The organism is Marinibacterium sp. SX1 (assembly GCF_050389775.1).
Classification (GTDB): domain Bacteria; phylum Pseudomonadota; class Alphaproteobacteria; order Rhodobacterales; family Rhodobacteraceae; genus Marinibacterium.
This window is the reverse complement of the sequence record NZ_CP177144.1, coordinates 4546359-4559755: the sequence shown is the minus strand read 5'-3', so window position 1 is coordinate 4559755 and position 13397 is coordinate 4546359. Positions and strand designations below refer to the sequence as shown.

Here is a 13397-nt window from a genome sequence, read left to right as displayed (position 1 = left end):
ATCAGATGTCCATTCCCCAGAGCGGCGGCGGGCCGATCGAAAGCTATGACCAGCTCGCAGGCTACCTGGAGGCGGGGTGCAAGCCGAAGGAAGACTGGCGCATCGGCACCGAGCACGAGAAGTTCGGCTATTGCAAGGACACCCTGCTGCCGATCCCCTACGAAGGTGAACGGTCGGTCAAGGCCGTGCTGGAAGGGCTGCGCGATGTCCATGGCTGGGCACCGCTGGAAGAAGGCGGCAACCTGATCGGGCTGACCAAGGGCGGGGCGAACATCTCGCTCGAACCGGGCGGCCAGCTGGAATTGTCGGGCGCGCCGCTGGAGACGATCCACGAGACCTGCGACGAGGTGAACGTGCACCTGCGCGAGGTCAAGGACGTGGCCGACAAGGTGGGCGTGGGCTTTATCGGCCTCGGCGCCGCCCCCGACTGGACCCACGAGCAGATGCCGCTGATGCCCAAGGGGCGGTACAAGCTGATGGATGCCTACATGGAAAAGGTGGGCACCATGGGCCGCGTGATGATGCGGCGGACCTGCACGGTGCAGGTCAACCTGGATTTCGGCTCCGAGGCCGACATGGTGCAGAAGCTGCGCGTGGCGCTGGCCCTGCAGCCGGTGGCCAATGCGCTCTTTGGCAATTCGCCGTTCTTCGAGGGCAAGCCGTTCGGCGGCAAGAGCCTGCGGGCCAAGGTCTGGCAGAACCTCGACGCGGCGCGGACGGGGATGCTGCCCTTTGTCTTCGAAGAGGGCTTCGGCTTTGATGCCTGGACGGAATACGCCCTCGATGTGCCGATGTATTTTGTCTATCGCGACGGCCAGTACATCGACGCGCTGGGGATGTCGTTCCGCGATTTCCTCAAGGGTGAGCTGCCGGCGCTGCCGGGCGAGAAGCCGACGCTGTCGGACTGGGCCGATCACCTGACGACGCTGTTCCCCGAGGCGCGGATCAAGAAGTTCATCGAGATGCGCGGAGCCGATGGCGGCCCGTGGCGGCGGCTCTGTGCGCTGCCGGCCTTCTGGGTCGGGCTGATGTACGACCAGTCGGCGCTAGACGCGGGCTGGGACCTGGTCAAGGGCTGGGATGCCGAGACGCGGCAGGCTCTGCGCGTGGCGGCCGGAAAGGACGGGTTGCAGGCGCGGGTCGGGGGCATCGACATGCTGAAGCTGGCCGGCGAGGTGCTGGACATCTCGCGGGCGGGGCTCAAGGCGCGGGCACGGCCCGGGCTGGGGGGCATGGTGGCCGACGAGCGGCATTTCCTGCATGCGCTGGAAGACAGCGTCGAGACGGGCAAGGCCCCGGCGGACGAGCTGCTGGATCATTACAACGGTGACTGGAACGGCGACGTCAGCCGGATCTACGGGGCGTACAGCTACTGAGGCTGCGCCCTGGCCGCTGCGGCGGACCGAGTTTTTTCCAGAAAAATCTGGGGCCGGGACTCCCGCGTCGTGCGGAGGTTCGGGCCGTGGGGTGGTGCCCAATGGCCGATGTGGGGTGACGGGTGCCGTTTTTTTGGGCGAATTGCGCGATAAGACTTGCGCGATGGCATGCGGCGCCCCGGCGCCCGGCTGGTGACGTGTTTGGCCGCGCGTCGCGCCACTGCCCAGCTCGGCGGCTCTGGTTGCGCGGCGTGTCACTGCCCCCGGCTAGGGGGCTCAGCTTGCGCCTAACCGGCCCGGCCTACTTGCGCCGGGCGCCGATCCGGGGCTCGGTGCCGGCCCGCAGGCGCTGGATGTTCTGCCAGTGGCGCCACAGGATCAGCACCAGCAGCGCGACCGACAGCACGACGGCGCTCTTGGCGCCAAAGACCAGGGCCCAGAGCGGCGACAGCCCGGCCGCGGCCAGGGCACCGACCGACGAGATCCGCGACAGCGCGGCGGCGACCAGCCAGGTCGCACAGCAGGCCAGCCCGACCGACGGGGCCAGGGCCAGCCAGATGCCCAGGAAGGTGGCCACGCCCTTGCCGCCCTTGAACCCCAGCCAGACCGGGAAGCAATGGCCGAAGAAGGCGGCCAGTGCAGCCAGCTGCACGGCATCCTCGCCGGCGAAATGGCGGGCCAGCAGCACGGCCGCCGCGCCCTTGCCGGCATCCAGCACCAGGGTCAGGGCGGCGGCGGGCTTGTGCCCCGTGCGCAGCACGTTGGTCGCCCCGATGTTGCCCGATCCGATCTTGCGCACGTCGCCCAGCCCGAAGATCCGGGCCGAGACGAGGCCGAAGGGAATCGAGCCCAGCAGGTAGCCGATGCCGATCCACAGGATCAGCCAGGCATCGGGCGTGGTGAAATCGGGCATGTCAGGCGCTCCGGTAGATCTCTTGCCCGGCAAGCCAGGTGCCCATGACGCGGCCCTGCATGCGCTGCAGGTCGAAGGGCGTGTTCTTGGATTTCGATTCCAGCGCCCAGCGGTCCATGACAAAGGGCTTGTCGGGATCAAAGAGCACCAGGTCGGCCGGGGCGCCATCGGCCAGCCGGCCGGCCGCCAGGCCCAGCCGGCGGGCCGGGTTCAGGGCCATGGCCCTGAACAGCTGGGGCAGGCTGAGCGCGCCGGCATGATACAGCCGCATCGCCGCCGGCAGCAGGGTTTCCAGCCCCACCGCGCCCGAGGCCGCCTCTTCGAAGGGCAGGCGCTTGGATTCGGCATCCTGGGGCGTGTGCATCGAACAGATGATGTCGATCAGCCCGCTGCCCACGGCCTCGATCACGGCCTGGCGGTCGTCTTCCGAGCGCAGCGGCGGCTTGAGCTTGAAGAAGGTCCGGTAATCGGCCACGTCCAGCTCGTTGAGCGTGAGATGGTGGATCGACACCCCGGCGGTCACGTCGAACCCGTTCTGCTTGGCCCGGTCCAGCGCGGGCAGGGCCCGGGCGGTGGTGATCTGGTCGGCGTGGTAGCGCGCGCCGGTCATCTCGACCAGGGCGATGTCGCGATCCAGGCCCATGCGCTCGGCCATGGGCGACACCCCGGCCAGCCCGCGCAGCGAGGCGAACTTGCCCGAGGTGGCCGAAGCCCCGCGCGACAGGTCGGGGTCCTGCGGATGGGCGATGACCAGGGCGCCCAGGCTGCGGGCATAGGTCAGCGCGCGCGAAAAGACCTTGGCATTCTCGACCACCCGGTCGCCGTCGGAAAAGGCCACCGCCCCGGCATCCATCAGGAAGCCGATCTCGGTCATCTCGCGGCCCTCGCGGCCCTTGGTCAGGGTGCCCATGGGCAGCACGTTGACCGGCGTGTCGGCCTGGGCCCGGCGCAGGACGAATTCCAGCGTTTCGGGATTGTCTATGGCCGGCACGGTGTCGGGCCGGGTGATCATCGTGGTCACCCCGCCCCGGGCGGCGGCCCGGCCGGCAGTGCGAAAGCTTTCCTTGTGGCGCTCGCCCGGCTCGCCGATCTTGACGCCCAGGTCGATCAGCCCGGGGGCCAGGCAGGCGCCGGCGCAATCGATGACCTGGTCGGCCGGGGTCGTCGCTCCGGGATCCAGCCGGCCGGCAATGCGCCCGTCGCGCACCAGCAGGCCGCCGGGGCCGTCCTGCAGCGTTTCGGGATCGATCAGGCGGGCATTTGCGAAGAGCGTGGAAGACATCAGAGCACCAGGATCACGACGACAAGCAGAAGAAGCATGACAAGGCCGAAGAAGATGGCCCCGGCCCGGCGCGAGGCCGCCCGGTTGTCACGCGGCGACAGGCGCGGCTTGCCGGTAAAGGGCTTGGCGCTTTCGGTTTCGATCAGCGGGCCGGGGCGGGCCGCGGGGCGGTCCTCGTCATAGGTGCCGATCAGGGTCAGGGCCGGTTCGGGTTCCAGCGTCACGCCGCCCTCGGCATAGGCCCGGCTGAACAACAGCAGGACATGGCCGCCCAGGGCATCCAGCCGGGCCCGGTCGGGCGCGACCTGGGCCTCGGGCACGCCGCAGCCCTCGACGAGATAGCCGGCCAGGCCCAGCCCGTCGAGATTGCTGACCGGAAAGACCTCGACCCGCGAGGGATCGTCGGGATACTTGCCAAGCGCCCGGCCCAGTTCCAGGTGGCGGGCCTCGTCCTCGGACATCGACAGCGAGAAGACGCGGATGCGGCCGCGCTCGCCGGGGGGCAGCTCGATCTCCTGCAGTCCGGTCATGCGGCCTCCGCGCGCAGGTTCCGGGCCAGCAGGTCCATCGCGGCCATGCGCACGGCCACGCCCATTTCGACCTGGTCCTGGATGACCGAGCGGTTGATGTCGTCGGCGATCTCGCCGTCGATCTCGACGCCCCGGTTCATCGGGCCGGGATGCATGACGATGGCGTCATCCTTGGCCAGGGCCAGCTTGGCCGCATCCAGCCCGTACCGGTGGTAATATTCGCGTTCCGAGGGAATGAACCCGCCGTCCATCCGTTCCTTCTGAAGGCGCAGCATCATCACGACGTCGACGTCCTTCAGGCCCTCTTCCATGTCCTCGTAGACCTCGACGCCGAACTCGGAAATGCCCGAGGGCATCAGGGTCGGCGGGCCGATCAGGCGCACGCGGTTTTCCATCTTGCCCAGCAGCAGGATGTTGGACCGGGCGACCCGCGAATGGGCGATGTCGCCGCAAATGGCCACGTTGAGCCGGTGCAGCCGGCCGCGGGCGCGGCGGATGGTCAGGGCGTCCAGCAGGGCCTGGGTGGGGTGTTCGTGGCGGCCGTCGCCGGCGTTGAGCACGGCGCAATTGACCTTTTGCGCCAGCAGGTCGACGGCGCCCGATTGCGGATGGCGCACGACCAGCAGGTCGGGGTGCATGGCGTTCAGGGTCAGGGCGGTGTCGATCAGGGTCTCGCCCTTCTTCACCGACGATGTCTGCATGGCCATGTTCATGACATCGGCGCCCAGCCGCTTGCCGGCCAGTTCGAAACTGGCCTGGGTGCGGGTCGAGTTCTCGAAGAACATGTTGATCTGGGTCAGCCCGGCCAGGGCGTCGCCATGTTTGGCGTCGCTGCGATTGACCTCGACATAGGTGTCGGCCAGGTCGAGAATCGCGGTGATGGCCTCGGGGCGGAGCGGCTCGATGCCGAGCAGGTGCTTTGCGGTGAAACTCATGGGCCCCTTCTCCGGTTCGGGCCGGTTATAGGAAGGGCGGGGGAAACCGACAAGCCCATGTGAAGCCTGTGGAAGATCTGGGACGATACCGGCCGATGGCGGCTTCGCGGGGTGCACGGCGACCGGGCGCGGTGGGGAATCGGGTGACGGGGCCGTTGCGCGGGCGGCCGGATGCGGGGGTGGTAGGCCCGGGGCAGGACCGAGGCCGGGGCGGGCGGGACCGAGCGATGCAAGCCATCGACGGGCCGGACGCCCGGATGCGGGGTGGATTGGGTCGGTGCCGGCGATACGCACCGACTCGACGCGGGCCACTGAACGACACGGCCGAAGCGCGAACCGGCCGGGCCAGCGCATGCGACACCGCTGGCGACGGGTGCAAAGGGGCATCTGCATGTCCCGGGCGATGCCGGGGCAGGGGCGGAAGCGGGGGGGCAATGACCGGGGGCCATTTACCTTGCCGGCGTGGCGGCATAGCTTCGGCGCCATGGGGCCGGACATGGATAGGCATACCGCGCAGGCGCTTCTGGCCTGGCAGGTGGAACTGGGCGCGACAGAGGCAATCTGTGACGCGCCCGTGGACCGTTATGCCCTGGCCCCGCGCATGGCCCGGCCCGATGCCGGCCCCTCCGCGCCCCAGGCCCCGGCGAATCCCGGCGCGCCGGTGCCCTTGGCCGAACCCGATCCGGTCGACGAGGCCCGCCAGGCCGCCCGGGCTGTGCGTGACCTCGACGGGCTGCGCGCGGCGCTCGAATCCTTCGAAGGCTGCGACCTCAAGAAAGGCGCCCGCACCACGGTGTTCAGCGACGGCGTGCCCGGCGCCCGGGTGATGATCATCGGCGAGGCGCCTGGCCGCGACGAGGATCGCGAGGGCCGGCCCTTTGTCGGGCGGGCGGGACAATTGCTCGACCGCATGCTGGCGCCGATCGGGCTGAGCCGCGAGGCCTCGGTCTATATCACCAACGTGCTGCCCTGGCGGCCGCCACAGAACCGCGACCCGCGGCCCGACGAGATCGCCATGATGAAGCCTTTCCTCGAGGCCCATGTGCGGCTGGCCGCCCCCGAGATCCTGGTGGTGATGGGCAATATTTCCTGCCAGGCCCTGCTGGGCAAGAAGGGCATCACCCGGCTGCGCGGGCGCTGGGACCAGGCCTGGGACAAGCCGGCCCTGCCGATGTTCCACCCGGCCTACCTGCTGCGCAATCCGCAGGCCAAGCGCGAGGCCTGGGCCGACATGCTCGAACTGCGGTCCCGGCTGGGGCCGGCCTGACGGGCGGGACAGGGCAAAGGACAACGGGATTTGGACCCGCCGGCAGGCCGGACGCAAGGCCGGACGGTAGACCGGATGAAGGCCACGGCGGGCAAAACGGGGAACGGAACGAAGATGACCAAAGCAATCAGGATCCTGGCCTTTTCCGACCTGCACGGGTCGGTCAGCGCGGCCCGGGCGCTGGTCGCGCGCAGCGCCGGGACGGACCTTGTCATCGGCGCCGGCGATTTCTGCAACATGCGCCAGGGCCTGGACGAGGCGATGGCCCTGCTGGCCGGGCTGCACGCGCCGCTGGTTGCCGTGCCGGGCAATGCCGAAAGCGCCGACGAGCTGCGCGCGGCGGCCGCCGGTGTCGAGGGCGGCGCGGGCATCACCGTGCTGCACGGCACCGGCTGCGAGGTCGCCGGGCTGCGGCTCTTCGGGCTGGGCTACGGCATTCCGGTCACGCCCTTCGGTGCCTGGTCCTGCGACATGACCGAAGCCCAGGCCGACACCGCCCTGGCGGGCTGTGCGGCGGCCGACATCCTGGTGCTGCATTCCCCGCCCAAGGGCCTGGCCGACCGGACATCGGCCGGGCAATCGGTGGGCTCGACGGCGATCCGCGCGGCCATCGCCCGCATCGCCCCGCGTTATGCCTTCTGCGGGCATATCCACGACAGCTGGGGCGAACGGGGCATGATCGGGACGACCGAGGTGGTCAACCTCGGCCCGGCGGGCCATGTCTTCGAGGTGACGCCATGAGCGGGCTGGCCGGGCTGATCGATCCGGTGACCCTGCTGGCCTTCCTGCCGGCGGCGCTGGCGCTGAACCTGACGCCGGGGGCCGACATGATGTTCTGCGCCGCGCAGGGGCTGAACGACGGGCCACGCGCCGGCTGGCTGGCTTCGGCCGGGGTGGCGCTTGGCGGCATGGTCCACGGGCTGGCCGCCGGGCTGGGCCTGGCCGCGCTGATCGCGGCCAACCCGGTGCTCTTCGAGGTCATCCGCTGGGTCGGCGTGGCCTACCTGCTGCGCCTGGCCTGGGTGACATGGCGCCAGGCCGCGCGGCTGGATCCCGGCCGCGCCCCGCGCAGCGCCCGGCCGTTCCGCGACGGGATGCTGGTCAACCTGTCGAACCCCAAGGTCATCCTCTTCGTGCTGGCCTTCGTGCCGCAATTCGCCGATCCGTCGCGCCCGGTGCTGCCGCAATTCCTGGTCTTCGCGGCCATCCTGTCGCTGGGCGGGCTGGTCATCAACGGCCTGGCCGGGGCGCTGGCCGGCGCGGCGATGGGCCGGGTCGGCGGCCGTCTGGCCCGGCTGCCCGGGCGCATCTCGGCCCTGGTCTTCACCGGGCTGGCCCTGAAACTGATCCTGCAGGAGCGTGCCTGATGTCGCGTATCGACGAGAACCGAGAGTTCATCCCCGTGCGCATCGCCGTGCTGACCGTGTCCGACAGCCGCTCGCTGGACGAGGACCGGTCGGGCCAGGTGCTGGTCGAGCGCATCGCCGCTGCCGGGCACGAGCTGGCCGATCGCGACATCCTGCCCGACGAACGGGCGCTGATCGCCGACCGCCTGCGCCGCTGGATCGCCGATCCGGCCGTCGACGTGGTGATCTCGACCGGGGGCACCGGGCTGACCGGGCGCGACGTGACGGTCGAGGCGCATCGCGATGTCTATGAAAAGGAAATCGACGCCTTCGGCACGGTGTTCACCATCGTGTCGATGCAGAAGATCGGCACCAGTGCCGTTCAGAGCCGGGCGACCGGGGGCGTGGCCGGGGGCACCTATCTCTTTGCCCTGCCGGGCAGCCCGGGCGCCTGCAAGGATGCCTGGGATGAAATTCTGGGCCGCCAGCTGGATTTTCGCCACCGGCCCTGCAATTTTGTCGAGATTCTTCCCCGGCTGGATGAACATTTGCGACGGAAATGAATTCCGTTCGCGTTATAACCTGAATGTATTGTGTTTATGAGGCCCCGTCGTGCCGGCCCGGGAGGCGCCCGGCATGGACGCGGACCGTTCCATTGGGCCGACGAACAGGGGCGGAGCGCCGTGCCGAAGGTGGTTTGAGATGAAATTCCTGCGACAGAGCCTGGTCGGCGTGTTCCTGGCCGCCGTGACGCTGGCCCTGCTGATCTTTGCCGCCCAGCAGATCGTCGGCGCCGTGCGCGAACGGATGAACGCCGAGGTGCACACGCCCCAGGCCCGCGAACGGGTCTTTGCCGTCAATGTCCGCCCGGCCGTGTTCGAAACGGTCGTGCCCGTCCTCGAAGCCTTCGGCGAGGTCGAGAGCCGGCGCACGCTGGAGTTGCGCGCGGCGGCGCAGGGGCGGGTGGTGCACCTGGACGACAGTTTCGTCGAGGGCGGCACGGTGACCGCCGGCGACCTGCTGGTCGAGATCGACCCGGCCGATGCCGAGGGTGCGCTGGACCGGGCGGGCAGCGACCTGCTGGATGCCCAGGCCGAGGTGCGCGATGCCGACCGCGGGCTGGTGCTGGCCCGCGACGAGCTGAAAGCCGCCCGGGAACAGGCCGACCTGCGCGAAAAGGCCTATCAGCGGCAGGTCGACCTGAACGACCGGGGCGTGGGCACGGCGGCGGCGGTCGAGACGGCCGAGCTGTCGGCGGCCCAGGCCCGGCAATCGGTGCTGGCCAGCCGCATGTCGGTGGCCCAGGCCGAGGCCCGGGTCGACCAGGCCCGGACCACGCTGAACCGCACGGAAATCGCCCTGCGCACGGCCGAACGCGACCTGGCCGACACCCGGCTGACCGCGCCTTTCGACGGTGTGCTCAGCGATGTGACCCTGGTCGAAGGCCGGCTGGTGCAGCTGAACGAAAAGATCGCCAGCCTGGTCGATCCCGACCTGCTCGAAGTGGCCTTCCGGGTGTCGACGGCGCAATATGTCCGGCTGCTGGACGACGCGGGCGGGCTGATCGAGGCGCCGGTCACGGTGTCGCTGAACATCGCCGGGATCGACCTGATGGCCCGGGGCCGCATCAGCCGGGACAGCGCGGCGGTGGGCGAGGGCCTGTCGGGCCGCCAGCTCTTTGCCCGGCTGGACGCGGCACCCGGGTTCAAGCCCGGCGATTTCGTGACGGTCCATGTCGACGAGCCCGAGCTGGCCGATGTGGCGCGGCTGCCGGCCTCGGTGCTGGATGCCGGGGGCACGGTGCTGGTGCTGGGTCCCGACGACCGGCTGCGCTCGCTGCCGGTGACGCTGGTGCGCCGCCAGGGCGACACGGTGCTGCTGCGCGGCGACGGTCTGGCCGGGCAGGAGGTTGTCATCGGCCGCACGCCGCTGCTGGGCCCGGGCATCCGGGTGCGCCCGATCCGTCCCGTGCCAGCCGCGCCCGAGGGGCCGGATGCCGCGGCCCCGGCCGACCTGTCCGACGCGCCGGGCGACGAGGGCGCCGCACCGCGGCCCGGGGCCAACGAATTGGCCGCCGATCCGTCGATGCTCAAGCTCACGCCGGAACGCCGGGCGCGGCTTAAGACCTTCGTGACCGAGAACAAGCGCATGCCCGAGGACGTCAAGGCCCGGCTGCTGGGCGCGCTGGAACAGGAAGAAGTGCCCGAGCAGGTCGTCCAGCGGCTTGAATCGCGGATGGGGGGCTGACCCGATGGTCCGCAACCTTCCTCCGGCGGCCGGCGGCATCCTGTCCTATTTCACCCGTCACCGGACGGCGGCCAACCTGCTGCTGATGGTGCTGCTGGTGCTGGGCACGGCGGCGATTCCCAACATGCGGGCGCAGTTCTTTCCCGACGTGATCATCGACACGGTGACCGTCACGGTGACCTGGGAAGGCGCCGGGCCGGAGGATGTCGACGGGGCCATCGTGCAGGTGCTGGAGCCGTCGCTTCTGGCGGTCGAGGGGGTGGAAAGCACGACCTCGACCTCGCGCGAGGGCACGGCCAGCATCGTCCTGGAATTCGAGCCCGACTGGAACATGTCGCGGGCGGCCGATGACACCCAGACCGCGGTGGATGCCATCACCACCCTGCCCGAAGAGGCCGACGATCCGGTCGTCCGGCGCGGGGCCTGGCGCGACCGGGTGACCGACGTGGTGATCACCGGGCCGGTCGAACCGCGCCAGCTGGGCCTGTTTGCCGACGAGCTGATCACCCGGCTGTTTGCCGTCGGCGTCACGCGCACGACGATCCGCGGCGTGGCCGCGCCGGAAACCGTGGTCGAGGTGCCCTCGGCCAAGCTGATCGCCCATGACGTGACGATGGAGGAAATCGCCACGGCCATTGCCGCCGAGGTCAATGCCAACCCGGCCGGCGACGTGACCGGGGCCAATGCCCGGGTGCGCACGGGCACCGAGAAACGCAGCGCCGACCAGCTTGAATCCATCGTGCTGCGGTCGAATGCCGACAATTCCAAGCTGCGCATCGGCGACGTGGCCACGATCCGCGTCGAGGGCGCCGACCGGGCGCGGACCTATTTCGTCGGCGAACATCCGGCCGTGTCGGTGCGCATCGACCGGGCCGACACCGGCGATGCCATCGAGGTGCAGCACGTGGTCGAGGATGTCGTGGCCGAGATGCAGGCCACGCTGCCCCAGGGCGTGACCCTGGACCTGATCCGCACCCAGGCCGAGGCGATCTCGGAGCGGCTGGACATCCTGGTCGACAATGGCACCGTCGGGCTGCTGATGGTCGTCGTGCTGCTGTTCCTCTTCCTGAACGCGCGGATTGCCTTCTGGGTGGCCGCGGGGATTCCGGCGGCCATGTTCGCGGCCATCGCGCTGATGTTCGCCTTTGGCCTGACGATCAACATGATCTCGCTCTTCGGGCTGATCATCACCCTGGGCATTGTCGTCGACGATGCCATCGTCGTGGGCGAACATACCGATTACCGGGCGCGGACCCTGGGCGAACATCCGGTGGTCGCCGCCGAACGGGCAGCACAGAAGATGTCGATGCCGGTCTTCTCGGCGACGATGACCACGGTCATCGCCTTCTTCGGGCTCACGGCCATCGGCGGGCGGTTCGGCGACCTGATCCAGGACATCCCCTTCACCGTGATCGTCGTGCTGACGGCTTCGCTGGTCGAATGTTTCCTCATCCTGCCCCACCACATGTCCCATGCCGTGGCCCATACCGCCAGGGAACATTGGTACGACTGGCCCAACCGCATGGTGAACCGGGGCTTCACCTGGATCCGTGAGCGGCTGTTCCGCCCGCTGATGGCCTGGGTGATCTGGGCGCGCTACGTCGTGCTGGCCGCCACGGTGGCCCTGCTGGCCAGCCAGGTGGCCATGTTCTTCAGCGGCGACGTGCAATGGCGGTTCTTCAACGCCCCTGAACAGGGCTCGATCACCGGCAATTTCGCCATGGTCGAAGGCGCCAGCCGCGATGACACCCTGGCCATGATGCGCGAATTGCAACGGGCGACCGATGCCGTGGCCGCGCGGTACGAGGACGAGCACGGCACCAACCCGATCGACTACGTCATCGCCGAGATCGGCGGGAACGCCGGACGAGGGCTCTCCGGCGCCGACAGCAAGGACGAAGACCTGCTGGGCGCCATTTCGATCGAATTGATCGACCCCGACCGCCGGCCCTATTCCAGCTTTGCCTTCGTGGCCGACCTGCAGGACGAGGTGGTCAACCTGCCCAATGCCGAAACCGTGTCGTTCCGCGGCTGGCGGTCCGGCCCGGGCGGCGATTCGCTCGACGTGCAGATCTATGGCGCCGATGTCGACACGCTCAAGGCCGCGGCCGAGGATCTCAAATCGGCCGTCAGCCGCTATCCCGAGGTCTCGGCCGTGCAGGACAACCTGGCCTATGACAAGGAAGAGCTGATCCTCGACCTGACCGCCCAGGGCGAAGCCCTGGGCTTTACCATCGACACGCTGGGCCGGGCGCTGCGGGCCAAGCTGAACGGCATCGAGGCGGCGACCTATCCCGACGGGCCGCGCTCGGCGGCGATCCGGGTCGAACTGCCCGAAGGCGAGCTGACGGCCGATTTCCTCGAACGCACCCAGATGCGCACGCCGGCGGGCAATTACGTGCCCCTGGCCGATATCGTCAGCGTGACCTCGAAATCCGGCTTTTCGACCGTGCGCCGCGAGAACGGGCTGCGGCTGATCTCGGTGACCGGCGACATATCCGAAGACGACCCGGCCCGGGCCGAAGAGATCTCGACCGCGCTGGAACAGGAGATCCTGCCGCGCATCGCCGAAGAGCGGCAGGTCGAATGGCGGGTCTCGGGCCTGCGCGAACAGGAACGGGAATTCCTGGCCAATGCGCGGGTCGGGCTGATCCTGTCGCTGACCGGCATCTACCTGTCGCTGGCCTGGGTCTTTTCCAGCTGGACCCGGCCCTTCGTGGTCATGGCGATCATTCCCTTCGGCCTGGTCGGCACGATCTGGGGCCATTACATCTGGCAGGTGCCGCTGTCGATGTTCACCGTCGTGGGCCTGCTGGGCATGACCGGGATCATCATCAACGATTCTATCGTGCTGGTAACGACGATCGACGAATATGCCGAGGAGCGCGGGTTGCTGCCCTCGATCATCGACGGCACTGCCGACCGGCTGCGCCCGGTGCTGCTGACCACGCTGACGACCGTCCTTGGCCTGGCGCCGCTGCTCTATGAAACCTCCGTCCAGGCCCAGTTCCTCAAGCCCACGGTGATCACCCTGTGTTACGGGCTGGGCTTCGGCATGGGGCTGGTGCTGCTGGTGGTGCCCGCGCTGATCGCCATCCAGCGCGACGTGGCCCGGCCCTTTGCGGCGCTGCGGCGGATCCTGCGGGCGCCCCGGCCGATCGCCGGGGCGATGATGCTGACCTGTGCCATCGTGCTGGGCTGGCTGGCAGTGACCATCGGGGTGACCACGCTGACCGGCGGGCTGCCCGGCCCGCTGGCCGAGTGGATGCCCCGCCTGGCCCAGGCCCGGCCACTGTCGGCCGCGCTGGTCCTCTTCGTGGCCGGCACGGCGGTGATCACCTTCGCGGCCAATGTCGTGGCCACGCTGGTCGCCCATCGCCAGGCCCGCCAGGGCGGCTGATACCCGGGGCAGATGTCCGGGGCGGGACGTGATGAGGTAGGAGGGCCCACGTGCTGGTCAGGTACCGGTGTGGGCAGTGCCGTCGGTCCGGCCTCGGCCGT

General features: G+C 69.4%; 11 protein-coding genes. 7 read left to right on the top strand and 4 right to left on the bottom strand.

From position 1 onward, the window contains the following. The first annotated feature begins 5 nt into the window (after nt 1-5). Nucleotides 6-1376 (top strand): glutamate--cysteine ligase, encoded by a 1371-nt coding sequence (locus tag ACK3BB_RS20600; protein WP_428926514.1) that lies wholly within the window; start codon nt 6-8, stop codon nt 1374-1376. 301 nt (nt 1377-1677) lie between these two features. Here ACK3BB_RS20600 and plsY read toward each other — a convergent pair whose 3' ends face one another. Genes plsY through ACK3BB_RS20580 form a run of 4 tightly spaced genes read right to left on the bottom strand, consistent with a single transcriptional unit; the run spans nt 1678 to nt 5036 of the window. Then, the gene (plsY, locus tag ACK3BB_RS20595; RefSeq protein ID WP_428926513.1) at nt 1678-2289 is read right to left on the bottom strand and encodes a glycerol-3-phosphate 1-O-acyltransferase PlsY; all 612 of its coding nucleotides are present in this window, start codon (nt 2287-2289) and stop codon (nt 1678-1680) included. 1 nt (nt 2290) lies between these two features. Further along, nucleotides 2291-3571: a dihydroorotase gene (gene pyrC / locus ACK3BB_RS20590; RefSeq protein WP_428926512.1), complete on the bottom strand. Its 1281-nt coding sequence runs from the start codon at nt 3569-3571 to the stop codon at nt 2291-2293. Further along, nucleotides 3571-4101 carry a hypothetical protein gene (locus ACK3BB_RS20585; protein ID WP_428926511.1) on the bottom strand — a complete coding sequence of 177 codons (531 nt, stop codon included), beginning with the start codon at nt 4099-4101 and terminating at the stop codon, nt 3571-3573. Before ACK3BB_RS20585 ends, pyrC begins: the two co-directional genes overlap by 1 nt. Then, nucleotides 4098-5036 (bottom strand): aspartate carbamoyltransferase catalytic subunit, encoded by a 939-nt coding sequence (locus tag ACK3BB_RS20580; RefSeq protein WP_428926510.1) that lies wholly within the window; start codon nt 5034-5036, stop codon nt 4098-4100. The genes ACK3BB_RS20585 and ACK3BB_RS20580 overlap by 4 nt, the downstream gene beginning before the upstream one ends. Nucleotides 5037-5532: 496 nt before the next feature. Here ACK3BB_RS20580 and ACK3BB_RS20575 point away from each other — a divergent pair, with 496 nt between their 5' ends. From ACK3BB_RS20575 to ACK3BB_RS20550, 6 genes are all read left to right on the top strand, one after another. Further along, on the top strand, nt 5533-6303 hold the full coding sequence (locus ACK3BB_RS20575; protein WP_428926509.1) for a uracil-DNA glycosylase: 771 nt from the start codon (nt 5533-5535) through the stop codon (nt 6301-6303). Nucleotides 6304-6429: 126 nt separating this feature from the next. Further along, nucleotides 6430-7044, top strand: coding sequence for a metallophosphoesterase family protein (locus tag ACK3BB_RS20570; RefSeq protein WP_428928777.1), 615 nt, complete (start codon nt 6430-6432; stop codon nt 7042-7044). Then, on the top strand, nt 7041-7670 hold the full coding sequence (locus tag ACK3BB_RS20565) for a LysE family translocator (RefSeq protein WP_428926508.1): 630 nt from the start codon (nt 7041-7043) through the stop codon (nt 7668-7670). The genes ACK3BB_RS20570 and ACK3BB_RS20565 overlap by 4 nt, the downstream gene beginning before the upstream one ends. Continuing rightward, nucleotides 7670-8212 (top strand): molybdenum cofactor biosynthesis protein B, encoded by a 543-nt coding sequence (gene moaB / locus ACK3BB_RS20560; RefSeq protein ID WP_428926507.1) that lies wholly within the window; start codon nt 7670-7672, stop codon nt 8210-8212. Before ACK3BB_RS20565 ends, moaB begins: the two co-directional genes overlap by 1 nt. A gap of 139 nt (nt 8213-8351) precedes the next feature. Continuing rightward, nucleotides 8352-9896 carry an efflux RND transporter periplasmic adaptor subunit gene (locus tag ACK3BB_RS20555; protein ID WP_428926506.1) on the top strand — a complete coding sequence of 515 codons (1545 nt, stop codon included), beginning with the start codon at nt 8352-8354 and terminating at the stop codon, nt 9894-9896. Between the two features lie 4 nt (nt 9897-9900). After that, nucleotides 9901-13296: an efflux RND transporter permease subunit gene (locus tag ACK3BB_RS20550; protein WP_428926505.1), complete on the top strand. Its 3396-nt coding sequence runs from the start codon at nt 9901-9903 to the stop codon at nt 13294-13296. Nucleotides 13297-13397 lie beyond the last annotated feature (101 nt).

Coding starts and splice junctions, on each gene's coding strand:
- ACK3BB_RS20600 (WP_428926514.1), top strand. CDS start 6: ATGTCCATTCCCCAGAGCGGCGGCGGGCCGATCGAAAGCTATGACCAG.
- plsY (WP_428926513.1), bottom strand. CDS start 2,289: ATGCCCGATTTCACCACGCCCGATGCCTGGCTGATCCTGTGGATCGGC.
- pyrC (WP_428926512.1), bottom strand. CDS start 3,571: ATGTCTTCCACGCTCTTCGCAAATGCCCGCCTGATCGATCCCGAAACG.
- ACK3BB_RS20585 (WP_428926511.1), bottom strand. CDS start 4,101: ATGACCGGACTGCAGGAGATCGAGCTGCCCCCCGGCGAGCGCGGCCGC.
- ACK3BB_RS20580 (WP_428926510.1), bottom strand. CDS start 5,036: ATGAGTTTCACCGCAAAGCACCTGCTCGGCATCGAGCCGCTCCGCCCC.
- ACK3BB_RS20575 (WP_428926509.1), top strand. CDS start 5,533: ATGGATAGGCATACCGCGCAGGCGCTTCTGGCCTGGCAGGTGGAACTG.
- ACK3BB_RS20565 (WP_428926508.1), top strand. CDS start 7,041: ATGAGCGGGCTGGCCGGGCTGATCGATCCGGTGACCCTGCTGGCCTTC.
- moaB (WP_428926507.1), top strand. CDS start 7,670: ATGTCGCGTATCGACGAGAACCGAGAGTTCATCCCCGTGCGCATCGCC.
- ACK3BB_RS20555 (WP_428926506.1), top strand. CDS start 8,352: ATGAAATTCCTGCGACAGAGCCTGGTCGGCGTGTTCCTGGCCGCCGTG.
- ACK3BB_RS20550 (WP_428926505.1), top strand. CDS start 9,901: ATGGTCCGCAACCTTCCTCCGGCGGCCGGCGGCATCCTGTCCTATTTC.